At 36.9% G+C, this 22,276-nt stretch carries 24 protein-coding genes and 1 other RNA gene; 8 read left to right on the top strand and 17 right to left on the bottom strand.

Features of this window, described 5'->3' with window-relative positions:
- Positions 1–67: 67 nt before the first annotated feature.
- From CMCT_RS05110 to CMCT_RS09445, 5 genes are all read right to left on the bottom strand, one after another.
- Positions 68–1,213 (bottom strand): iron-containing alcohol dehydrogenase, encoded by a 1,146-nt coding sequence (locus CMCT_RS05110; RefSeq protein WP_034966854.1) that lies wholly within the window; start codon positions 1,211–1,213, stop codon positions 68–70.
- A gap of 157 nt (positions 1,214–1,370) precedes the next feature.
- The gene (locus CMCT_RS05115) at positions 1,371–1,730 is read right to left on the bottom strand and encodes a flavodoxin (protein WP_051654808.1); all 360 of its coding nucleotides are present in this window, start codon (positions 1,728–1,730) and stop codon (positions 1,371–1,373) included.
- Positions 1,731–1,757: 27 nt separating this feature from the next.
- Positions 1,758–2,297 (bottom strand): DapH/DapD/GlmU-related protein, encoded by a 540-nt coding sequence (locus CMCT_RS05120; protein WP_034966853.1) that lies wholly within the window; start codon positions 2,295–2,297, stop codon positions 1,758–1,760.
- Entirely contained in the window at positions 2,294–2,689 is a 396-nt protein-coding gene (locus CMCT_RS05125; RefSeq protein ID WP_051654807.1) for a cyclophilin-like fold protein, read from the bottom strand. Before CMCT_RS05125 ends, CMCT_RS05120 begins: the two co-directional genes overlap by 4 nt.
- Entirely contained in the window at positions 2,689–2,811 is a 123-nt protein-coding gene (locus CMCT_RS09445; RefSeq protein WP_280525190.1) for a hypothetical protein, read from the bottom strand. The genes CMCT_RS05125 and CMCT_RS09445 overlap by 1 nt, the downstream gene beginning before the upstream one ends.
- A gap of 268 nt (positions 2,812–3,079) precedes the next feature.
- Here CMCT_RS09445 and CMCT_RS05130 point away from each other — a divergent pair, with 268 nt between their 5' ends.
- Complete coding sequence (locus tag CMCT_RS05130; protein ID WP_034966851.1) at positions 3,080–3,535, top strand: nuclear transport factor 2 family protein; 456 nt, start codon at positions 3,080–3,082, stop codon at positions 3,533–3,535.
- 5 nt (positions 3,536–3,540) lie between these two features.
- On the opposite strand, the gene CMCT_RS05135 is transcribed toward CMCT_RS05130, so the two are convergent.
- The 10 genes from CMCT_RS05135 to CMCT_RS05185 form a co-directional block, all read right to left on the bottom strand.
- A complete protein-coding gene (locus CMCT_RS05135; RefSeq protein WP_034966849.1) occupies positions 3,541–4,398 on the bottom strand; it encodes an AraC family transcriptional regulator in 858 nt (285 codons plus the stop codon).
- Positions 4,398–5,081: a DUF4230 domain-containing protein gene (locus CMCT_RS05140; RefSeq protein WP_034966848.1), complete on the bottom strand. Its 684-nt coding sequence runs from the start codon at positions 5,079–5,081 to the stop codon at positions 4,398–4,400. The genes CMCT_RS05135 and CMCT_RS05140 overlap by 1 nt, the downstream gene beginning before the upstream one ends.
- A 9-nt stretch (positions 5,082–5,090) precedes the next feature.
- Positions 5,091–6,302 carry a threonine ammonia-lyase gene (gene ilvA, locus CMCT_RS05145; RefSeq protein WP_034966846.1) on the bottom strand — a complete coding sequence of 404 codons (1,212 nt, stop codon included), beginning with the start codon at positions 6,300–6,302 and terminating at the stop codon, positions 5,091–5,093.
- Positions 6,303–6,754: 452 nt separating this feature from the next.
- Positions 6,755–7,855, bottom strand: coding sequence for a tRNA (uridine(54)-C5)-methyltransferase TrmA (gene trmA, locus CMCT_RS05155; protein WP_034966845.1), 1,101 nt, complete (start codon positions 7,853–7,855; stop codon positions 6,755–6,757).
- Positions 7,855–9,540: a Na+/H+ antiporter NhaC family protein gene (locus CMCT_RS05160; RefSeq protein ID WP_176325046.1), complete on the bottom strand. Its 1,686-nt coding sequence runs from the start codon at positions 9,538–9,540 to the stop codon at positions 7,855–7,857. The genes trmA and CMCT_RS05160 overlap by 1 nt, the downstream gene beginning before the upstream one ends.
- A 14-nt stretch (positions 9,541–9,554) precedes the next feature.
- Entirely contained in the window at positions 9,555–10,301 is a 747-nt protein-coding gene (locus CMCT_RS05165) for an SDR family NAD(P)-dependent oxidoreductase (RefSeq protein ID WP_176325047.1), read from the bottom strand.
- Between the two features lie 9 nt (positions 10,302–10,310).
- Positions 10,311–11,483, bottom strand: a complete 1,173-nt coding sequence (locus CMCT_RS05170; protein WP_176325048.1) for an ankyrin repeat domain-containing protein — start codon at positions 11,481–11,483, stop codon at positions 10,311–10,313.
- A gap of 34 nt (positions 11,484–11,517) precedes the next feature.
- A complete protein-coding gene (locus tag CMCT_RS05175; protein WP_034966842.1) occupies positions 11,518–14,073 on the bottom strand; it encodes a bifunctional aconitate hydratase 2/2-methylisocitrate dehydratase in 2,556 nt (851 codons plus the stop codon).
- Positions 14,074–14,142: 69 nt separating this feature from the next.
- Positions 14,143–15,267: a tRNA pseudouridine(13) synthase TruD gene (gene truD / locus CMCT_RS05180; RefSeq protein WP_034966841.1), complete on the bottom strand. Its 1,125-nt coding sequence runs from the start codon at positions 15,265–15,267 to the stop codon at positions 14,143–14,145.
- A complete protein-coding gene (locus tag CMCT_RS05185) occupies positions 15,245–16,066 on the bottom strand; it encodes a thiamine-phosphate kinase (protein WP_034966839.1) in 822 nt (273 codons plus the stop codon). The genes truD and CMCT_RS05185 overlap by 23 nt, the downstream gene beginning before the upstream one ends.
- A 45-nt stretch (positions 16,067–16,111) precedes the next feature.
- On the opposite strand from CMCT_RS05185, the gene rnpB reads away from it, so the two are divergent.
- Positions 16,112–16,425: RNase P RNA component class A (gene rnpB, locus CMCT_RS05190), an RNA gene on the top strand.
- Here the strand turns inward: rnpB and CMCT_RS05195 are convergent.
- Positions 16,423–17,970, bottom strand: a complete 1,548-nt coding sequence (locus CMCT_RS05195) for an inorganic phosphate transporter (protein WP_034966836.1) — start codon at positions 17,968–17,970, stop codon at positions 16,423–16,425. The two genes, rnpB and CMCT_RS05195, sit on opposite strands and share 3 nt — an antisense overlap.
- A gap of 94 nt (positions 17,971–18,064) precedes the next feature.
- On the opposite strand from CMCT_RS05195, the gene CMCT_RS05200 reads away from it, so the two are divergent.
- From CMCT_RS05200 to CMCT_RS05225, 6 genes are all read left to right on the top strand, one after another.
- Complete coding sequence (locus tag CMCT_RS05200) at positions 18,065–18,958, top strand: Ppx/GppA phosphatase family protein (protein WP_034966834.1); 894 nt, start codon at positions 18,065–18,067, stop codon at positions 18,956–18,958.
- Between the two features lie 38 nt (positions 18,959–18,996).
- A complete protein-coding gene (locus CMCT_RS05205; protein ID WP_034966833.1) occupies positions 18,997–19,440 on the top strand; it encodes a GatB/YqeY domain-containing protein in 444 nt (147 codons plus the stop codon).
- Positions 19,440–19,904, top strand: a complete 465-nt coding sequence (locus CMCT_RS05210; RefSeq protein WP_034967602.1) for a methylated-DNA--[protein]-cysteine S-methyltransferase — start codon at positions 19,440–19,442, stop codon at positions 19,902–19,904. The genes CMCT_RS05205 and CMCT_RS05210 overlap by 1 nt, the downstream gene beginning before the upstream one ends.
- A 1-nt stretch (position 19,905) precedes the next feature.
- Positions 19,906–20,277, top strand: a complete 372-nt coding sequence (locus tag CMCT_RS05215; protein ID WP_034966831.1) for a DUF1294 domain-containing protein — start codon at positions 19,906–19,908, stop codon at positions 20,275–20,277.
- Complete coding sequence (locus CMCT_RS05220) at positions 20,274–20,690, top strand: PNPOx family protein (RefSeq protein ID WP_244948636.1); 417 nt, start codon at positions 20,274–20,276, stop codon at positions 20,688–20,690. The genes CMCT_RS05215 and CMCT_RS05220 overlap by 4 nt, the downstream gene beginning before the upstream one ends.
- A gap of 180 nt (positions 20,691–20,870) precedes the next feature.
- Positions 20,871–21,125 carry a hypothetical protein gene (locus CMCT_RS05225; protein WP_034966828.1) on the top strand — a complete coding sequence of 85 codons (255 nt, stop codon included), beginning with the start codon at positions 20,871–20,873 and terminating at the stop codon, positions 21,123–21,125.
- 46 nt (positions 21,126–21,171) lie between these two features.
- On the opposite strand, the gene CMCT_RS05230 is transcribed toward CMCT_RS05225, so the two are convergent.
- Positions 21,172–22,185, bottom strand: coding sequence for a bifunctional 3,4-dihydroxy-2-butanone 4-phosphate synthase/GTP cyclohydrolase II (locus tag CMCT_RS05230; RefSeq protein ID WP_176325049.1), 1,014 nt, complete (start codon positions 22,183–22,185; stop codon positions 21,172–21,174).
- Positions 22,186–22,276: the final 91 nt, after the last annotated feature.

Genomic DNA, 22,276 nt, shown 5'->3' on the forward strand with positions numbered 1-22,276 from the left:
GGCATCATAAGCATCTACCGACACCGAGGCAAAAGCCATTAGTGCCGATAAAACTAGCATTAAAAATTTACTTTGCAAGGGCGAAAATTTCAGTGATATTTTCTTTTGTGTAAAGTTTATCCATTCGCCACGCTTTTGCGTTCATTACGGCGTTATCAATGATTTTAGCTAAAATTTCATCATCAATATTTAGCTGTTTTAGACTAGTTGGAGTGCCTACTTTATCAAACCACGCTTTAAGTGCATTTATGCCATCGTCAGCCGAGTTTAATCCAAAAATTTCACGACTAAAACGCTTAAAGGCGTCCGGATTTTTATCCCTATACCACTTGCTCCAAGCCGGTATAACTACGCTTAATCCAGCTCCGTGAGCACAATCAGTAATCGCACTCATCGCGTGTTCAAGCATATGATTTGGATAGCTAAAACCTTCAACACCAAGATATGTATAGCCATTTAACGCCAAAGTCGCAGCCCACGCAAACTCAGCTCTTGCGTCATAATCATTTGGATTTTCTAGCAAAATTTCAGTCGTTTTTATAACAGTTTTAATGTTTGCTTCAATCTGCATTCTAACAAGCTCTGGATGATAAGTCGCGCTAAAATAGCCCTCAATGCTGTGAGCGATGATATCGGCAGCCGAATATACCAAATAATCACGGCTCACACTTGCTTGAAGCTCTGGATTTATAACAGAAACGACTGGATAAAGGCACTCGCCACTAATTGCGTATTTTTGAGCTGTATTTTCATTTGTTACCACCGCTCCGTTATTCATCTCGCTACCAGTGGCAGCAAGTGTGATGATGTCAAAAATTTTAAGTGCCGTTTTTGGACTTTTACCAGTAAATAAATCCCAAACGTCGCCGTCATAGCAAACCCCGGCAGCAACGGCTTTTGCACTATCTAAAACAGAACCACCACCAACAGCTAAAACGCTATCAGCCTTAAACTCACGTGCTAAATTTATAGCCTCATTTACCTTGCTTAAAACTGGGTTTGATTTAATACCGCCAAGTGCGATAAACTCAATGCCGTTTTGCTTTAAACTACTAGCGACGATATCGTAAAGTCCGCTATTTTTAATACGCTCACTGCCGTAAAGCAAAATCGCTCTTTTAACGCCAAACTCGCTCATAAAATCGCCAATTTTTTGCTCTTTACCCTTGCCAAATTCAATCCTTGTCGGATTAACAAAACTAAAATTTCTCATTTTTATCCTTTAAAATTTGTGATTTTAACTCTTTATTTTTAATATTTTTTCACTCCAGTCCCCAATTTGCCTTTCATTTATCATCTCAAAGCCTTTTTTAGCAATTAGTTTTGCGCCTTTTGCCTTTTTTTGCTAGATTTTCAGCGCTAGCACCAAGTTAAGAACTAGCAGAAGTTGCAAAAACGGCGATATTTTTGTCAGTAAAATCGTTACTGGTTAAAAACTCATTCATCACCCAAGCGTAATCATACCACCAAACCAGATAGCTAGTTATCACGTTTTTATAGCTTTGCCAGTCGCTAATTACTGCGTTTTTAAGCACTACATTTGGGCGAGTTTGAAGCTCTACATAAACCCTTGCTTTGGGGTTATTGTAATCCAAATCTTGTGGCGTATAAGGCTCTTTTGGCTCTAAACTCACGCTTTTTATGCCAAGTTTTTGTGCTATTATCTCTGCTACATTTTTAGTGCGGTTTGTGGCTGAAAAATAGACCAAAATCGTATCATTTGCGTTCATTTTTTATACCTTAATTTTTTTATAAATTTAAAAATTTTTGATGATTTTGGCTGGATTACCTGCGACTATGCAGTTTGGCGGGACATCTTTTGCTACGACAGAAGCGGCGGCGATTATGGCGTTTTCGCCAATATTTACACCAGGTAGTATCGTAGCACCAGCTCCAATCCAAACGTTATTTGAAATTCTAACTGGCTTTAAAATAAGTCCGGTGCGAAGTGCTGGGTCGGTTGGGTGATTTACGCTTAAAATATTTACTCTTGGAGCGATTAAAACGTTATCTCCGATGAAAATTCCGCCCAAGTCAGTCATCATCGCGCCCTGATTTATAAAGACATTTTTACCAAGTCTAATGTGATGTCCGAAGTCCGTGTAAAAGGGCAAATTTACAATCACGCTCTCATCAACACTAACGCCAGTTATGTCTGACAGAATTTCTCGTATCTCATCACGAGATAGATACGCACCGCTTAGTTTTGCGACTTTTTCTCTGTTTATTTCAACAAGCTCTTGGATATGGCTAAAAAGCTCTGAATCTGGCTTAATAATGCCGTCAAATTTTATCATTTTACTGCCCTTATCTCTACGTTTTTTGAGTTTATAACCGCACTAAAATCGCCGTCAAACCTACCTAAACGAATAATGCCGTTGTAAAATGGCTGATTTTTATAATAAATTACAAAATTTCCCCACGGTGCAAAATACGATATATCGCCTATTTTGCCGTCCGTGCTTGGCTCGTCACTCACATCAAGCGGTTTTGGCAATTTATCATATTTTTCAGCCCCAGCATAATCTTTAAGCTCAATTTTTAATGGCAAAAGAGAGTAAAAATCCCTTGCCGCCTTGTTATCATTTAGTGTTGCAAAAATTTCTTTACCTTGCGTGATAAATACGATTTTCATCTCATCAGCCTTTAAATTTAGTGTTAAAATCAATGCAAAAATTATGCGAAACATTATAAATTCGCCTTTTTTATAAATTTCTCATACTCATCATTGCTTAATTTTTCAAGCCAATTTACGCTTTTGTCGTCTTTTATGCCTGTAATTGCGATATGTTTGCCACTCTCATTTGCCACGACAAAACTTGTAAAAAAGTAGCATTTTAAGCAAGGTTTTTACTTTAAATCCTTTGAAAAAATATGCCATAATTATAACTGCTTTTAAAAATTTGCGGTAGCCTAATCCTCCAAAATCCTTGCCTAATTCTACAAAATTTAAATTTTTAGTGATTTATGTAATAAAATGCAAAAATATCGTTGTAACTATTGACATTACAAATAAATTCTACTACAATTGTCGCTGTAATAAATAAACTTACAACAATTTCACCAAAAAGGATAAAAAATGAAATCACTCTTACTTTCTCTTGCACTAACTACCTGCATTTCATCGGCATTTTCAGCCGATATTAACAACAAAAATAATCAACACATTCAAAATAAAATTTTGGTTCAAAATTTTTGGAATGCTTTGTTTAATGAGCATAAAATAGCGGTTATAGACGAATTAGTAGATGAAAAATATATACAGCACAATCCGAGCTTTAAGGATGGCAAAAACGCATTTAAAAATGGTATGGAGGGCTTTTTAAAAGAATTCCCAAAAAGTAGTGCCAAGATTAAAAATATCGGCTCAGACGACGATTTAGTTTTTATTCACAATCATATTAAGCTAAACGAAAACGACAAAGGTCAAGCCGCTGTGGATATATTTCGCGTTAAAGATGGCAAAATCGTAGAACACTGGGACGTCATCCAAGATATCCCTGAAAAAAGCGAAAATCAAAATACGATGTTTTAAAGCTATCAAAACCCTTGCGATTTTAGAAATTTCGTGTGAGCGATCGGCGGTAAGCCATACATTTTGGCGTATTCACGGCTAAACTGCGTTGGGCTTTCATAGCCCACCATTAAAGCCACGCTGTGAGCGTCAAAATCGCTGTTTAAAAGGAGATTTTTCGCCTCTTCAAGTCTTAAATGCTTAGTAAATGCAAGCGGGCTAACTCCTGCAACATCTTTGAAATTTGAGTAAAAAGATGAGATTGAAATGCCAAGTTTTCGTGCCAAATCGTCCATATTTATGCGGTCTTTGTAGTTTGCTTTTATCTCGTTTATCGCCCTTAAAATCACGTTTTTTGTACTCCCACTTTGCGTGTATGAGCGTAAAAAATCGCCCCCAGCACCACTTAAAAGCAGGTATAAAATCTCTTTTTTGATTAAATTTGCCCTAAATTTATCGCCATTTTCAATGCTTACTAGCCTAAAAATCGCATCAAGTAAAACGTCATCAAGGTCGCCAAAAAACAGCCCCAAATCCTTTGTGTCCTTAAAATCGCTAACGCCCATTTCTTTAATGACACTTAAAATTTCATCAACGCTAAATGCGATTTTAAGCGACACATAGGGCGTTTTAGTAATCGCCACCCTTGCGCTTAAATGCATAGGAGCAATCACATAGCGGTCGCAATCATAACTTATCGTTTCGCCTTTAATCATAACCGCCTTTTGCCCTTTTAAAATCACGCAAAATGATGGCTCGTAAAATGCGTGGCTAAACTCGGTCTTTTTACTAATCCTGTAAAAATAAAACCAGTCAAAATCGCCCTTAAATGCACCATTTTTTGGGAATTTTGCGTCTAAAATCTCACAAATTTTATCTATCATTACGCTATATTTTTTAAATCAATTTGACTTTTATCATCATTAAACTCAAAGCTAACTTGCTGTGCTCCAAAACTCTTTGCAATCGCTTCAAGCGTATCACGGGCGGATTTGTGAATTTTACTTTCAAGCTCTTTAATGAGCCTTAAACTCATCTTTTCAACCTCTATTTTTGCCTCGGCTATCAAGCGATTTTTATCATCTTCACGAAAACCAGATCCAAAGAAGCTATTTAATGCGTCAGGTAGTAAAAATGGTATAAATTTGCCGTTTTTCTCATCGTAAAATTTCATATCGGCAATTGAAAATTTATACTTACAAGGTGGCATTTTTACGTGAAATTTTGAGTTTGCGACCTGAATAATTTCAAGCTCTTTGCTCGTTAAATCATAGATAAAATTTATCTCAAACTCAAATATCATCGAGAGTTTTTTCTCGCTTACTAACCACCTTAAATACTTATCGCCAAACTCGCCAAAAGCGTGGTCGGTTTTAGTAACGATCTCTTTGCTATACACCTGAAAAACCGAGAGTTCGCCGATACTTTTTAGCTGTTCTATCTGATTTACGTGGCTAAAATTTTCACTCTCTTTTTTATGTCTGCTTAACTCATTTTTCGTGCGAAAAATAACAAAAACCGATAACAAAAGCAAACTTAAAAGCGATACGATGATAAATTCATTCATTTTTATCCCCTAAAAAATCTGTTTAAACTCAAATCCATTTTGGTTTAAAAGCGTGGCGACAAGCTCTTGATGATCCTTACCCTTTGTTTCAAGCGTGATGATGATACTAGCGTCGCCGTATTCAAGCTCGGTTGAAAAGCGGTCATAATCAATCTTTACGATGTTTGCGTTTGCTGTTTTTAACGTATCTGTAAGGGCTAAAAGCGCACCCGGTTTATCAATTAACGTAACTTGAATTATCATCTTACGTGCTGATTTTATTAGACCCTTTTCGATGATGATTGAGAGCATTTGCACGTCAATGTTACCGCCACTTAGCACAATACCGATTTTTGCGTCCTTTTTGTGTTTGATTTTACCGTGCATTAATGCTGCCACACCAGCCGCACCGGCACCCTCAACGACTATTTTTTGACTTTCAAGTAAGAACAAAATCGCATTTGCAATCTCTTCATCATCAACCTGAACAAACTCATCAACGCACTCAATAATATTTGCCAAAGTGGTCTCGCTAGCGTCACGAACAGCGATACCATCGGCTATCGTGCGAACTGATTTTGAGTTTATGCTCTTTTTTGCTTTAAAGCTCTCAAACATAGCAGGCGCACCCTTTGCACCCACGCAAACGACCTTTATATCTGGATTTACCTGTTTAACGCAACTTGAAATTCCACTAGCTAGCCCGCCGCCACCAACTGGAATGATGACGATATCAAGGTCGGCTACTTCATCAAGCATTTCAAGCCCAATTGTGCCCTGACCTGCCATAACAAACTCATCGTTAAATGGGTGGATAAAGCTCATACTATGCTCTTTTGCGTAGTTTATGGCAAATTCATAAGCCTCATCAAAATTATCGCCTTTTAGTAAAATCTCAGCCCCCAAAGCCCTTGTATTTGCCACCTTTAAAAGCGGAGTGGATTCAGGCATCACAATCACAGCCTTAATGCCAAACTCACGAGCAGATATTGCCACACCTTGTGCGTGATTGCCAGCACTTGCAGCTACGACGCCTTTTTTTCGCTCATCGTCGCTTAAATTTGCTATTTTATTATATGCACCGCGGATTTTATACGCACCTGTTCGCTGCAAATTTTCTTCTTTTAGGTAAATTTTAGCACCGCTTAACGTGCTTAATTTTGAGCTAAACGCAAATGGAGTTCTATCCACAAAACCGCTTATGGTGCGTTTGGCTTGGATAATTTTGTTTAATAAGACCATAAGAATTCCTTTAAAATAATGCGTGATTATAGCAAAAAAGAGATTATGATAAAGATAAATCACAAAAACGCATAGCTAAAAATTTTAAGCGTAAATTGTGAAGTATCGCACAGCAATCAAAACACGACAATTAAACACTAAAATATGGCTTTAGTTAAAAACAACCATATTTTCAAAAATTGATATATTTTAAGGGCGTGGGACGAAAATGAACAACCTAAAAAAGGCTACAAATTAGCCTTTGGGGGTTGTGAAAAATATTTATTTAAGCTCCACGCACTTAATTTAAATATAAAAGACAAGCAGGATTAAATCACAAATTTTTCAGTTCAAATCGTGAAGTATTTTTCGTTTAGACGAGGCGGTTTTAGATTTTCAAGCGGAGCATACACAAAGTATGTGAGCATTGAAATTTTAAAACCAACAAAGTATAAACGAAAAAGACAAACAGACTACAAACGCTTTAACAAAGCTCCGCATTCTAAATGATGAGTATTTGCAAACTGATCAAACCCCGCAAACCGCACTATCTTATGCGTTCTTACAAGCTCACGCAGATTCTCTTTTAACGTAGCAGGATTACAGGATATATAGATAATATTTTCATAGTTTTTGATAAACTCTATCACGTTTTTGCTTAGCCCGGCGCGCGGCGGATCAACCAAAATATGACTAAAATCATAGCTAAAAATGTCTAAATTTTTAAGGCGATTAAACTCACGCTCACGATTAAACGCACTCATTAGCTCATCAGCACTAAGTCGCACGAAATTTATATTTTTTATATTGTTTAACTCGCAATTTTTCGTAGCATTTTTAATCGAGCTTTTTGAAATTTCAGTGGCCAAAACCGCTCTAAAATTCTCGCTTAAAGGCAATGTAAAGTTGCCGTGTCCGCAGTAAAGCTCAAGCAAATCAGTGCCGTTTTTAACGCAACTTTTAGCCCAGCCTATCATACTTTCATTTACCTTTTTATTTGGCTGGATAAAGGCGTTTTCATCGTAATTTAGCGTATAAATTTTATCATCAATATTTAGCTCATCGCTTAAATTTGGCTCATCTAAAATGATTTTTACACCCTTGCTTCTAGCTATAAAATTTACGTTTTTAAACGCCGATTTTAAAATTTCAAGCTCATTTTTAAAACTCTCATTAAGCCTTTTATGATAGAGCAAAACACACAAAAGCTCACTAGTGCTATTAATAAACTCAACCCCAAAAAGCTTTGATTTTAGCCCCTCAAATTGACCCAAAATCTCAATTAAGTTTGGCATAAAATCATAAATTTTACGGCTTACCTTTGGGCAGTTTTTAATTAAAATTTTATTGCCATTTACGCCGTTCATCGTGTATGAAATAGCGTCATTTTCGTGCCAAATACCAAATTCAGCACGAGTTCTATAATGACTCTCATCGCTTTTAAAAAATTCAAAATCGCCACCATAAAACTCGCTAAAATTTTCGCGTAAAAATTCTAGCTTAAAATCAACCTGTTTATCATAAGGGTTAAAAAGAGTGCAACTACCACACTCTTTTAAATGCAAACAATCCACTAAGCCTCAACCTTTTTACCAACAAATCTAACAAGTGCCCAAGTAGCAATCAAGCCAAGCGGTAGAGTAGCCCAAGCACTAAGCCCAAGTGCCGTAGGGATATAGCCAACAAAAATCGTAATAAGACCAACGCTAATAGCATAAGGCATTTGGGTCGTTACGTGATCTATGTGGTTACAACCTGCTCCCATTGAGCTTAAAATCGTAGTATCTGATATCGGAGAGCAGTGGTCGCCAAATATCGCACCTGTTAAAACAGCGGATATATTTACTATCATATAAGAGTGCATAGCGTCACCACTAAGCCCATAATGAACGCCAACTGCGTTTGCTAAAGGTATAGCAAGAGGCATTAAAATGCCCATTGTGCCGTAGCTCGTGCCTGTTGAAAAAGATATAAAAGAGCCTAAAACAAATATAGCAACTGGCAGGATAAATTTTGGTGTGCTTTGGCTAAGGAGTTCGACCAAATAGCGACTTGTTCCAAGCTCTTTAATAACAGAGCTTAAGCTCCAAGCAAGAAGCAAGATCACAATCGTTATAATCATCGTCTTCCAACCCTTTACCCAAGTGCTAATAGCCTCTTTAACGCCAAAAATTTTACGCCAAACACCAATTGTTATCGCAACTATCGTAGCAAGTAGTGCTGATTGAAAAAGTGCTACTGAAGCGTCAGCAGCACCAAAAGTTTCCCTAAATGTATTAAAGCTAAGTGGATTTTCTAGGGCTAATTTTAAAGCCTCTCCATCAAGTGCCTTTAAACCACTAAAATAAAAACTTACAAACGCCCCAACTATCAATACAAAAAGTGGCACGACCGCGTTTGACATAGCAAGTCTTACGCCCTCTTTTGGCTCTAGAGTCTTATCCTCAATATCTTCCATCATAACCTTACCAGAGTGCAACTCTCCGCGTCTAGCACGGCGTTCAGCCGTTAGCATTGAGCCAAACTCACGCCCCATAAATGCCGTATAAACTATAAAAAATAGTATGAAGATATTATAAAATCTATAAGGAATAGTTTCTATAAAAATTCCATAAGCGTTTATATCGGTTACTCCAATAAGTTCATATCCGTTTTTAATAAGCGAAATTTCAAGCCCAACCCACGTTGAGATGATAGCAATACCAGCAATCGGGGCCGCCGTGGCGTCAATGATAAAGGCTAGTTTTTCACGGCTGATTTTAAATTTATCTGTTATTGGACGCATTATTGGACCGACAATTAAAGCATTTGCATAGTCATCAAAAAACACAAAAATACCCATAACCCAAGTTGAAATTTGAGCTGATATGCCTGTTTTTGCCTTTTTACTAAGCCAAAGTGCGACCGCTTTTGTACCACCCATTTTAGTTATAAGTGCGACCACACCACCAATACAAAGCACTTGAAGCATAATACCAGCATTCCAGCTGTCAGCCATAGAACCAACTATACGCTCAACTATACCCGTAAAGCCTTTAACAAATGACATAAAGATAGTTTCGTTTATGATATTTATTAAAAACGTTCCACTAAAAACGCCTATAAAAAGCGATAATATAACATCTTTGGTTATAAACGCAAGTGCTATTGCTACAACTGGCGGGACAAGCGTCCATATGCCAAAAATTTTGGCATTTTCCGCCGCGTCAGCAAAAAGCGTAAGCGGCAACAAAGCTAAAAACAAAAAATTTCTACTCATTAAATCCCCTTAAATTAATCTCTCTCAAAATAAAATCCAGCCCAACTCTGCGTAGTCGCCATAACTTCAAGACGATTTACATTTACGCTCTTTGGCAAATTTATACAATTTAAAACTATCATCGCTATATCATCAGCGGTAATAAACTGAGTTCCCTCATAAACAGCGTCCGCTTTTGTCTTATCACCCCTAAATCTAACCTCGCTAAACTCGGTCTTACAAATCCCTGGAGCAATATCTGTCACACGAATATTTAATCCACGCAAATCATTTCTAAGGTTGTAGCTAAACTGCTTCACAAACGCCTTTGTGCCACCATAAACATTGCCACCAGCATAAGGCCAAGCCCCAGCGACCGAGCCAAGGTTAAAAATATAGCCTGACTTTCGCTCTTTCATAATCGGCAAAACCGCCTTTGTAGAGTATAAAAGTCCCTTAATATTCGTATCTATCATAATCTCGCAATCATCAATACTCATATCATTAAACCCATCAGCACCAAGAGCAAGACCTGCGTTATTTACTAAAATTTCAATATCTCTAAAATTTTCAGGCAAGTTTTTAATAGCGTCAAAAACAGCCTCTTTATCCCTAATATCACAAGCAATTATATGCGTATTACCAAGCTCATTTGCAAGGTTTTCAAGCCTATCTTTTCTGCGTCCAAGTGCGATGATTTTATAACCCTCAAGCGAAAGTTTCTTTGCTATCGCCTCGCCAAAACCAGATGTCGCACCAGTGATAAAAGCCGTCTGCTTCATAACACCCTCCTACTCATAAATATTTGATTTTACGCCTAAATTTTGTAAAAATTTCACGTTTTCATCGTTTTTATATTTTTTGGCATAGTCAAGGACACTAAATCCTATATCATCAATGTCATTTAAATTTGCACCATTTTGGATGAGAATATCTAAAATTTCAGGCGTTGAGTATGCGGCAGCATCCATTAAAACACTCTTGTTCGTATGCTCTAAAGCACACAAATTTATATAAAACGGCAAACTCTCTCCGACATTTAAAATAGCACTTTTTGTATTTTCATCAATGATTTTCTCATTTACATTAGCACCATTTTGGATAAGAAGCCTTATCATATCTATATTGTTTAACTCAACAGCGTAAAATAAAATACTCTTGCCAAACGCATTTTTATAATTTACATCGGCACCATTTTGTATGAGAAATTTCATATTTTCATAAGAGCCAAGCGCAAAAAACAATGCACTCTCATCGCCAACATTTATCTGAGCACCTAGCTTTAAAATTTGAGAGATGATGTCAACTGACTTATTTAAAACAAGTGCGGTTTTTAAAATTTCATCTATCTGCTTTAGCGTAAAATTTTTAGAGTATAAAATGGCAAGAATGCCGTCATAGCTTATATTTTTATCGCTTAAAGCCTTTTGCTCTTGAGTGATATCTGGCAAATTATTCATATCAGGATAACTTGCCACCGAGTATTTTAAAATTTCATTTAAAACAGAGGTAGCAAAATACGCAGCTTCTAAAGTCTTAAACCCTTTTTGCTCATAAAATTTTACAAGTGGAGTTTGAGCGTGATTATAAGCGTCCCAAAACTCGCTAAATTTTGAGTAATTATAAAAACTTTGATAACCCCAATACCTAAAATATCCGCTCCAAATATCTTTTAACCTCTCAGTTTCTTCTGGTTTTAATAGCGTCTTAGCATACTCTCTTGGCGAAAAAGATGCCTGAATAAGTGTGGTTTTTAGTGCGTTTATGTTACTAGCTACTGCTGTTGCCCCTATGCAGTTTGCATTATCAGCTCTGACGACTACAGCTATGTTTAAAAGATCTTTTATCTGAGGTATTGCCAAAATTGAGCCGTCGCAACCAGGCGAATTTTCAAGCTGCTCACAATCTAAATTTGCATTTGCATATAATGAAAAACATATCAAAAAAATAGATAAAAATTTCATCACAACTCCTTTAAAACCAGTTATTCTAACAAATTTATAACGAAAACTCGCTTAGCTCGTTAAAATTTAAGTATTGATAAATTTTATCCGCTTTATCATTTAGAGAATTTTTAATAATCTCAAAATACTCACTCGCACTTGGGATTCGCCCCAAAATCGCACAAACAGCAGCAAGTTCTGCACTGCCTAGATAGACCTTTGCCCCCATACCCATTCGGTTGTCAAAATTTCTTGTTGATGTTGAAAAGACGACGGCGTTATCGGCAACTCTTGCTTGATTACCCATACAAAGCGAACAGCCAGGCACCTCAATCCTAGCTCCAGCTGCCCCAAAAACAGAGTAATAACCCTCGCTAGTTAGCTTATCTTTATCCATTTTTGTTGGAGGCACAACCCAAAGGCGAGTTTTTAATTGTCCTTTGCCACGTAAGACTTCGCCTAATGCCCTATAATGCCCGATATTTGTCATACAGCTACCTACAAAGATCTCATCAATGTTTTTTGGACGCCTTTCATCACTTAAAATTTCAGATAGTGTAGCTACATCATCAGGGTCGTTTGGACAGGCTAGAATTGGCTCGGTTATATCATCTAAGTTTATATCAATTGTGTAAGCGTATTTTGCGTTTTTATCTGCCTTTAAAAGGGTTGGATTTTTAAGCCACTCACTCATCTTTTCACGGCGTCTTTTTAGTGTGTTTGCGTCATTATAACCAGCCTTTATCATCTCATCAATCAAAGCGATATTTGACTTTATATACTCAACAACCGGCTCGGTGTTTAAGGCGATAGCACAAGCAGCAGCTGAGCGTTCGGCACTTGCGTCACTAAGCTCAAAGGCTTGTTCTACTTTTAAATCACTAAGCCCTTCAATCTCTAAAATTCGCCCTGCAAAGACATTCTTTTTACCCTTTTTATCAACCGATAAAAGTCCCTGTTTTATGGCGTAGTAAGGTATGGCATTTACCAAATCTCTAAGCGTTATGCCCTCTCTTAAACTCCCACTAAAACGCACCAGCACAGACTCAGGCATATTTAGTGGCATAGACCCAAGCACCGCTGCAAATGCTACAAGACCGCTACCAGCAGGAAAGCTAATACCGATAGGAAATCTCGTGTGAGAATCGCCACCAGTGCCGACAGAATCAGGCAAAACCATACGATTTAGCCACGAGTGTATGACGCCATCACCCGGTTTTAAACTAACACCACCACGTGAGTTTATAAATTTTGGCAGAGTTTTATGCAAGATCGCATCGCTTGGCTTTGGATAAGCAGCGGTATGACAAAAGCTTTGAAGCACAAAATCAGCACCAAATCCAAGACTAGCAAGCTCTTTTATCTCATCTCTTGTCATCGGCCCTGTTGTATCTTGACTGCCAACGGTTAGAGTTAGTGGCTCACAATACTGCCCAGCCCTAACGCCACTTACGCCACACGCCTTGCCGACCATCTTTTGAGCCAGAGTAAATCCGCTCTCATCATCAGCCAAAACGTCAGCATTTTTGATAAAAATATCACTTACGGGCTCTAAATTTAACGCCTCTCTTGCCTTTTGTGTAAGCATTTTGCCTATCATTAAAGTCGTTCTGCCACCAGCCCTTAGCTCATCAGTTATTGTATTTGGCGTGAGTTTAAATGTGCTAACAACCTTGCCGTCCTTTAAAATTTCACCCCTAAAAGGCAAAATTTCAATCTCATCACCCATATCAAGCAAACTAACGTCAGCGACAATTGGCAAAGCACCGCTATCTTGTGCCGTGTTAAAAAATATCGGAGCGATAGTCGTGCCAATTACTATGCCACCTGTTTTTTTATTTGGCACACCATTTATCTCATCGCCAAAGTGCCATTGGATTGAGTTTATGCCACTTTTTCTACTTGAACCAGTGCCAACAACATCGCCCACATAAACAACCGCCAAACCACGCTCTTTAAGCTCTTTTATCTTATCAAGGGCATTTGTAAGGCGATTTTTAAGCATTGCATTTGCGTGAAGTGGTATGTCTGAGCGAGTAAAGGCGTCACCTGCTGGACTTAAATCATCAGTATTTGTCTCGCCACTAACTTTAAAAACAACGGCTTTTATACACTCATCTAGCGGTTTTTTAACCTTAAACCAATCGGCATTTGCCCACGATTTTAAAATTTCAAGTGCAAATTCATTGTGATTTGAAAGTTCTAAAATTTCATCAAAATAACTATGGACAAAAATGGTATTTTTAAGTGCCTCGCAAGCCTGCTTAGCTACGTTTTTATCGGCATTTTGTAGGGCTGAGATTAGCACTATGACATTATATCCACCAAGCATAGTTGATAGCATTTTAATGGCTGTGATTTTATCAATACCAGAAATTTTTAGCTCGTGATTTATAATCTCATTTAAAAATTCAGCCTTAATCTTAGCGCTCTCATCAACGCCCGGATTTATGCGAGTGGCTAGAATTTTAATAAGCTCATCTTGGTTTTTATCGTTTTGTTTTAGCAGATTTACTAGCTCTTTTGTCTGTGTTTCGTTTAATGCAAGTGGCGGCAAACCCTGCTTTGCTCTCTCTTTTATGTGATCGTTATACTGATTTAAAAATTCCATTTTGCCATCCTTAAATTTAAAATTGATTTTATCAAAATAATATTTGAATTTGCGTAAAACACGAGTAATTTAACTATCAAAAATATCCCTGTGTAGAATTTCTTCTAAAACAACCGTAGCATAAGAGCCTTTTTGCAACATAAAACTCATCGTAAAATGGGCATTTTCTTCATTGTATTTAAAATCAAGTTCAGCCAAATAACTCCACGCAAAACGCCGTGAACCAACCATTTTTTTACTAAACTCAAATGCCTGTGCGTAAATTTCACGCTCTAGCTCGTAAGCAACGCCACTTGAAGTATAAGCCCTATCTCCCACAATCAAACCATAACTTGTAATATCTCGCCTTAAAAATCGCTCTAGTTCAACGTCTAAATTCTCGCACAAAAAGCATTTACCAAATGGATAATGCCCCAAAACTTCGCCCTGTATTAGCTTAAAAAACTGCTTTTGGGATTTTAAATTTTTAGCTGTTTGCGTATCAAATTTATAAATTTCACAAAGCTCTTTTTGGCTAAAGTCATCGCTAAAGCGTGAAATTTCAACTCTTTTACTTACATATTGATTAAAGAGTTCGCTTTGATAAGCTGAGATTAAAAAATCGCTAAGTTTTGGATTTTTAAGTCTCTTGCCGTTTAATGTACCGTGTTTTAAAATTTCAAGTCCGCTTGTGGCGTTATCGCCATATTTACCAAAACGCTGATAGCCAAAGTAGTTTGGGTAGCCCTGTTTGTCGATATTTAAAAGTGCTTGTTCTAGCTTTTTAGCCTCACTTGACATAACCTTTTTTAGACGTATAAAAAATCTATTGCCTTTTAAATGCCCTATTCTTAGCTTGTTATTATGATAGCTTGTGTCTAAAATTTTGAGCTTTTCGTGGCTAAAATTTGACAAATTTGTCTCAAATTTTCTTGGCATTGTTAGAAACTGAGTTGTCATACCCTGTTTGTCTTTTAGTCCAGCGTAGCCAAAATCACGCATTTTTACACCGCTAAATTCGCTTAAAATCGCAAGTGCTTCTTGTGTTGTAAGATCTTTTTTTTGGATGTGAAGCATTAGATGTTCACCATCCCCACTAGACTCATAAAGTGGCACTTCACGCACGACAAAATCATCTGAATTTTTAGAAAAATGTGCGTTTATAGGAGCGTGAGTTAGCGAATATAGTGGCTTAAAAGTGGTGTGATCTTGCATTTGTTTTATATCTTCCTTTCGTTGCTTTGGCAAAAATTGTGATTTTTGTGCGTGTTTTTTTTGCAATTTGCTCTATTTTTGCACGATTTTTGGGCGAAAAACTAAATAAAATTTCATACTCTTCGCCACTTTCTAGCTCGTATTTTATCGGTTTTTTTATAAATTTAAAGCCCTTTTTGGCACTAGCACATAACTTTGCTAAATCTTGCGTAAGCCCGTCGCTAATATCCATAGCTGAGTTTATAAATTTAGCCGACTTGTAAAAAAATCCATCCCTTAAAATAGGGTCAAAAAATCTAGATTTAGGGCTTGTTTTACCAATATTTATAAGACTTTTAAGCGATTTTAAGCTAGAGCCAAGTTTACCAGTATAAGCGATAAAATCGCCATTTTTAAGCCCTTTTCTAAAAACAGCCTTGGCATTTAAAACCCCAAACACACTAACACTGATACAAATTTTATCACTGCAAATCGTATCTCCGCCAATGATGCTTACGCCGTATTTATCACAAGCCTTTTTAATACCGCCATAAAGTCCAGTTATCTGCTCATTTGTAATACTTTTTGGCAGGGCAAGTCCCAAAAGAGCATATTTTGGAGTGGCATTCATCACGATGATGTCTGAAAAATTTACAATCATCGCCTTATAGCCTATCTGCTCTAAACTAAGCCACTCCCTTTTAAAATGCACATCTTCAAAAAAGAGATCTTTAGCATAGACCATTTTGCCAAGCACTGCTGCGTCATCGCCTAAAAATTTATTATTAAAATGATTTATTATTAGCTGTTCTTTATCCATTTTTGCATTATATAAAATTTTTAAGCAAAATACGCTAAAATGCCGTCAGCACAGCAAGTGATCGCTAGAAATAGAGGAAAGTCCGAGCTGCTATAAGACAGAGTTCCATCTAACGGATGGCTGGGGCAACCCAAGGGAAAGTGTAACAGAAAGCAGACTACCGAGAATCGGAAAAGGTGAAACGGCGGGGTAAGAGCCCACCAACGAGCTTGGCAACAAGTGCGTTTATAAACCCAACTCGCAGCAAGAAGGGGTGGTTTTAGTCTTATATTAAACCCTTCGCTCAAGCTTGTATGCAAATGCAAGATTAGATAAATGATCACTCACGACAGAACTCGGCTTATCGCTGTGCTTTATCAAAATCCCATAAATTCCTTTAATATCATATAAAATAATGCCGAACTAACCGCCGCAGTCGGAAGAGTAATCACCCACGCTAAAAGTATAGGTCTGACCATAGACCAGTTTGCATTTTTATTTAGTATCCCAATGCCAAGCACGGCTCCGATTAGAATGTGCGTAGAGCTAACAGGAAGTCCTAATTTTGTAGCAAATAAAATCACAATACTAGCAGCAAGCTCCGCACTAAAGCCGGTCGTAGGTAAAATTTCAGCTAGTTTAGAGCCGATAGTCATTATAACTTCTTTGCCCAAAAACCAAAGTCCAACCACCAATGCTATGCCAAATGTTATCATAGCCACATCAGGAACGGCTGATTTTTCATTTATGACGCCAGTTTTTAAAACATCTATAATAGCAGCAAACGGACCAATCGCATTTGCAATGTCGTTTGCACCGTGTGAGAAGGCAAAAGAACTAGCGGTAAAAATTTGAAACCAAGAGAAAATTCTATTTATACTCTTTTCACTATCATTTTTACTCATTACATTTATAATTGCAAAACTAGCCAAATACGCCAAAAGACCTATAACAAATATAATCCAAATCGTTTCAATAAGGTTAAATTTCAAATCCAAATGTGCAAGACCCTTAAAAAGCATCATTGACGAGATAATAATGGCACCAAAACTTGCGACAAAAGGTATATGTCTTTTCATAGCCGCAAAGGTATCAACGTGCTTTTCGCGATCTTTCATCATTTTTATATTTGATCTATACTCGCTATACTCGGCATTTTCTATCTCATCCTCATCTATTAAGGCTATCCTAGAAAGCGTATCTATCTGCTCATCTTTTGGTTTATTAGATAGTGATTTTATGAACTCTTCTTTGTAAATTTTACGCTCTTTTTTTAGTGATTTAAGTGACGTTTTTAGCTCTTTTGTTGGATCTATGATATATTTTTTAATATATCCAAAAACAAAATAAGATAGTATCCCTCCAAGCAGTGGAGATATCACCCAGCTCATAGCTATGCGACCTATGCCATCCCAAGATACCATATTAAGTGCTTCTGAACCACCATAAGTTGTATATCCCATAACAAGTCCGGCTCCAACTATACCGCCTACTATCGAGTGCGTTGTAGATACTGGCAGTCCCTTTTTTGAAGCAAAAAATAGCCACAATCCAGAGCTTAAAAGTGCTGAAGTCATAATCGCTACAAATTTCATCGGATCAACGCTAGAGTCTGAAGGGAAATTTATAATGCCACCGCGGATAGTGTTTGTAACCTCCGCACCTGCAAAAATTGCACCGCTTAGCTCAAAAACAGCAGCGATTATAAGGGCCTGTTTTATCGTAAGAGTCTTTGCACCTACACTTGTACCAAAACTATTTGCGACGTCGTTTCCACCGATATTACACGCCATAAAAACACCAAAAATACTAGCCATAAAAAATATAATGTGATGTTCTGATGGAACGTATCCATACCCCCAGTAAGAAAAGTATCCAATAGTGGCGATAAACACACTCGCTGCAAATAGATTGTCCCTGCCCAAACGTATTCCTTTTTGCGATTTTTTGAAATTATAGCCTTAATTTTATCGTTTTTTGATAAAATTTTTTAAAATTTTTATACCTTTTGGAGAGATGATGTTTTTAAGTATAGATTTAGGTTCTAACACTATAAGATTTGCGGTTATGGATAAAAATTTAAGAATCATAAAAGTTTATGAAAAAATTATTGGCTCAGCAAAAGGGGTTAATAAAAGCAAAGAAATTTCTGAAATTTGCATACAAAAACTAACACAAACATTAAAACAAGCCGATGAAATTTTTAATTTTAAAACCATAAAACACCAAGGCGTAGCAACTGGGGTTTGGAGAGTCGCAAAAAATGCAGAAAAAATTTTAAAAATGATACAAGATGATTTTGGTATAAATTTTAAAATAATAAGCGGTAAAAACGAAGCAAAGCTGACGTCATTTGGGGTTAAAAACGCATTAAATGAGCTTGGATTGTCTGATAAAAACTGCGTATTTGTAGATATGGGTGGAGCTAGTACCGAGATAGCAAATGAGCAGACTCAAGCTAGTTTTGAGCTTGGGATTATCACGACCTTTGAGAAATTTAACAATATTTTTAGTCTAAAACAAAATGTAAAAGAGATGACAAAAGAGGCAAAAAGCTTTTTAAAAGGGCTTAAAAGGGACATCATCGTCCTAACTTCAGGTGTTCCAACCACTATGGCAAGTTTTAAGCTCGGCTTTGATTTTAGCTCATACGATAGAAAAAAGATAAATGGCTACGAACTTAAAAAAGATGATTTTACAACGCTTTTTGATACATTTTTAAATTTAGACGAGCAAACGAGCGTGAAAATTTTAGGCGAAGATAGAAAAATGCTCGTTCTAGCCGGGATAGCTCTTTTAGAGGAGATTTTAAGCGATGAAAACGCAAAAATAATAGTCGTTGACGATGGGCTTAGGGAAGGCGTGGGGGTCGCGTATCACGCTAAAATTTTGGATAATTTTTTAAAATTTTAAGCCCTTTTTGATATTATTTTAAAAACAAAGGGGTAAAAATGAGCATAAAAGAGCAAATTTTAGCTGATATAAAAACAGCTATGAAAGAGCAAAATAACTTTGAAAGAGATGCGTTAAGAACGCTACATTCAGCACTTAAACAGGTTGAAGTTGATAAGAGAATCGAGCTTAGCGACGAGGTTGTTTTGCCAATTTTACAAAAAGAGATAAAAAAACGCACCGACTCAGCACAGCTTTATGTTCAAGGCGGAAGAGAAGAACTAGCAAAAAAAGAAAACGACGAGATCGCGCTAATCTCAAGATATCTACCAGCACAACTTAGCGACGACGAGCTAAAAGATAAGGTAAAAAACATCATCTTAACGCTTGGTGCTAGTAGCATAAAAGAGCTAGGAAGCGTCGTAAAAATAGCCAAGGAGCAAATAGGTGCAAGTGCTGATGCTAAGCGTATTAGTGAGGTTGCAAAGGCTCTTTTATCGTGATAGAAAAAGCCTATTTTAAATCCCAAGCGGGAGTGCTTGAAATTTGTGCAAATGAAAATGGCGTATGTGAGATAAATTTCGTCAAAAATTTTATCAAAACACAGATAAAAGATGAAAATTTAAAGCTGTGTTTGTGTGAACTTGATGGGTATTTTAAAGGCAAACTTAAAAAATTTACTACAAAAATAGATATAAAAGCTAGCAAATTTGCTAAAAGCGTGTATAACGAGCTTTTAAATATACCCTACGGACAAACCGCCACATACGCACAAGTGGCAAAAGCTATTAAAAAAGACAAAGCTTTTCGTGCCGTAGGAAACGCAAATGCCAAAAATAAAATTCCAATCATAGTGCCTTGCCACAGGGTCGTTTCTTCAAATGGACTTGGCGGATACTCTGGCGGTAATGGCTTAGAAACGAAGCTTTTTTTGCTAAATTTAGAACATAAATACTGTGAGAGTTAAGATGTGCTGTTTTGGAACAAGAGTTTTTTTACTATTTTTTATCACTATTTTAAGCTTTATATTTCATAGGTTCTATCCGCAAATTGCCGTAGTTTTTTACTACCTAATCCTTGCAAATATTCTATCTTTTGTAATGCTAACTCTATTTTTTAAAAGGCTACTACCAAATTTTGTCAAAGAAAATTCCATACACTACTTCTCTTTAATAGGCGGAATTTTAGGCTCATTTTTGGCTATGGCTTTATTTAGGATTAAGGAATCTAGATTTTTACTCATTCAGCTGATTTTGGCTGGAATTTGGATCATTTTTATTGCCATTTTACTACTAAATTTTAAAGAAATTTCACTATTTTTTACAGGCTTTTTGTCGTGATAGATAGTAAAATTTTAAAATTTCTCTCAAAACAGCACCTAGCATCGCTGTGTGTGCTTGATAGTAGTTTGCAAATGTGTCCTTTTAGTGCATTTTACGCGTTTGATAAGGAGAGTATAAGCCTAGTAATAGCAAGCGATAGCTCCACAAAACACATAAAAGCATTAGAGTTTGAACATAAAATTTGTGGCACAATTGCCATAAATACCCTAGTCGTCGCAAAGGTAGAGGGTGTGCAATTTCACGCTGACATAATAACGGCAAACGCCGATATGGCAGATATATACTTTAAGCGATTTGCTTACGCAAAAGCAATGCACCCAACTCTTTGGCAAATTAGGCTAAATAGCATAAAATACACGAGCAATACGCTTGGATTTGCAAATAAAATCTCTTGGCAAAGAGAGCAGTGATTACAATGCTTTTTTGATACAACAGGCAACTCAAAGCTAATCAAATCTCAACACAGTATAAATCAATCCAATAGCAAGCACTGGCTACAACGCGGTAACATTTAAAACCATAAACTACTCGCGCGAGTCATACGAAGTACTGCATTTACCTAACGCCCAGGCTTAAAAAGACAAAAGGTCGTGCAATTTGGCGGATACGCCCTTTATGAAAGAAGGCTAAGTGGCAAGAAATTTGATAACAGAGCAAAATTTAAAGATTTTGATGATAGTTATTTTACGCAAAAATACGAGCTTGATACCAATCTATTTACGCTTGGCTTAAACTCTCAGCTTGACTTTAGTAACGGAATTTTCACAAGAATTGGACTTATAAACGAGTTTAGCTCAAAGAGAAAAAGTAGTAGTATTTTAGCGACTTTTGGGTATAAATTTTAATTAACATTTTGGCTTTAAGCTTTACACTTAAAGCCAAATATATGCACTAACCTACATACTCAACTATATCAAGACCAAATCCGCTAAGACCTACGAATTCTTTACCCTTATTCTCACTCATAAGAGCTATTTGGCTTATGCCAAAATGTTTTAAAATTTGAGCCCCTATGCCGTAATCTTTAGCATTTGTACTAGTACTTTTGCCTGATAAAAATACAAGCACTCCACCCTGCTCGTCTAGAATTTTAGTCGCTCTAAGCACTTCATCAAATTTTTGTGAGCTAAGAAAATCAAAATCACTTGTAGATTTTACAAATTTCACATTTGCCTTAGATGATATCTCTTTAAATTTAAATACCGAGTGTAATAGCCCCTCGTGATCGGTAATGTCGTATCTAAAGGCGTCTTTTCCAAAAATTTTACAAGCACTTGGCTGACTTACATTTATAAGGCTCTCATTACTAAGTCTATACTGCACGAGATCAGATACAGCAAGCATATTTAAGCCATACTTTTGACAAAATTCCTCAAGATAATCACGCCTTGCCATACTGCCATCATCTTTTACTATCTCACAAATAGCAGCCATAGGTGCAATACCAGCTAATTTGCAAAGATCGACCGAGCCCTCTGTATGCCCGGTTCTTACAAGCACTCCACCATTTTTAGCTATCAGTGGGAAAATATGACCAGGACGCACAAAGTCTTCAGGCTTTGAGTGCGGATCTGCAGCCAAACGCATAGTCATATCACGTTCATACGCGCTAACGCCGGTTGTAGCGTCTTTTGCGTCTATCGTAACGGTAAACGCCGTTTCGTGACTTGATGTGTTTTTAGAAACCATTAGTGGCAACTCTAAGCGTTTTGCATTAGCCTCGTCCATCGCCAAACAAAGAACACCTTTAGCATGAGTGATAGCAAAATTTACCTTTGCCATATCGCTAGTTGAAGCGGCAAATACCAAATCGCCCTCGTTTTCCCTATCCTCATCATCGACCATAACTATCATTTTGCCATTTTTCATATCATCAATGGCACGCATAACTTTTTCAAACGACATTAATACCCTTTTTTAAAATTTTAAATGATTATATTAAGTTTTTAATAATTTTGAGTTTAAACAAGATGTTTAAGGAGTAAAATTTCAAGGG

The organism is Campylobacter mucosalis, from assembly GCF_013372205.1.
GTDB classification, from domain to species: Bacteria; Campylobacterota; Campylobacteria; order Campylobacterales; family Campylobacteraceae; genus Campylobacter_A; species Campylobacter_A mucosalis.

Coding starts and splice junctions, on each gene's coding strand:
- CMCT_RS05110 (WP_034966854.1), bottom strand. CDS start 1,213: ATGAGAAATTTTAGTTTTGTTAATCCGACAAGGATTGAATTTGGCAAG.
- CMCT_RS05115 (WP_051654808.1), bottom strand. CDS start 1,730: ATGAACGCAAATGATACGATTTTGGTCTATTTTTCAGCCACAAACCGC.
- CMCT_RS05120 (WP_034966853.1), bottom strand. CDS start 2,297: ATGATAAAATTTGACGGCATTATTAAGCCAGATTCAGAGCTTTTTAGC.
- CMCT_RS05125 (WP_051654807.1), bottom strand. CDS start 2,689: ATGTTTCGCATAATTTTTGCATTGATTTTAACACTAAATTTAAAGGCT.
- CMCT_RS05130 (WP_034966851.1), top strand. CDS start 3,080: ATGAAATCACTCTTACTTTCTCTTGCACTAACTACCTGCATTTCATCG.
- CMCT_RS05135 (WP_034966849.1), bottom strand. CDS start 4,398: ATGATAGATAAAATTTGTGAGATTTTAGACGCAAAATTCCCAAAAAAT.
- CMCT_RS05140 (WP_034966848.1), bottom strand. CDS start 5,081: ATGAATGAATTTATCATCGTATCGCTTTTAAGTTTGCTTTTGTTATCG.
- ilvA (WP_034966846.1), bottom strand. CDS start 6,302: ATGGTCTTATTAAACAAAATTATCCAAGCCAAACGCACCATAAGCGGT.
- CMCT_RS05160 (WP_176325046.1), bottom strand. CDS start 9,540: ATGAGTAGAAATTTTTTGTTTTTAGCTTTGTTGCCGCTTACGCTTTTT.
- CMCT_RS05165 (WP_176325047.1), bottom strand. CDS start 10,301: ATGAAGCAGACGGCTTTTATCACTGGTGCGACATCTGGTTTTGGCGAG.
- CMCT_RS05170 (WP_176325048.1), bottom strand. CDS start 11,483: ATGAAATTTTTATCTATTTTTTTGATATGTTTTTCATTATATGCAAAT.
- CMCT_RS05175 (WP_034966842.1), bottom strand. CDS start 14,073: ATGGAATTTTTAAATCAGTATAACGATCACATAAAAGAGAGAGCAAAG.
- truD (WP_034966841.1), bottom strand. CDS start 15,267: ATGCAAGATCACACCACTTTTAAGCCACTATATTCGCTAACTCACGCT.
- CMCT_RS05185 (WP_034966839.1), bottom strand. CDS start 16,066: ATGGATAAAGAACAGCTAATAATAAATCATTTTAATAATAAATTTTTA.
- CMCT_RS05200 (WP_034966834.1), top strand. CDS start 18,065: ATGTTTTTAAGTATAGATTTAGGTTCTAACACTATAAGATTTGCGGTT.
- CMCT_RS05205 (WP_034966833.1), top strand. CDS start 18,997: ATGAGCATAAAAGAGCAAATTTTAGCTGATATAAAAACAGCTATGAAA.
- CMCT_RS05215 (WP_034966831.1), top strand. CDS start 19,906: ATGTGCTGTTTTGGAACAAGAGTTTTTTTACTATTTTTTATCACTATT.
- CMCT_RS05230 (WP_176325049.1), bottom strand. CDS start 22,185: ATGTCGTTTGAAAAAGTTATGCGTGCCATTGATGATATGAAAAATGGC.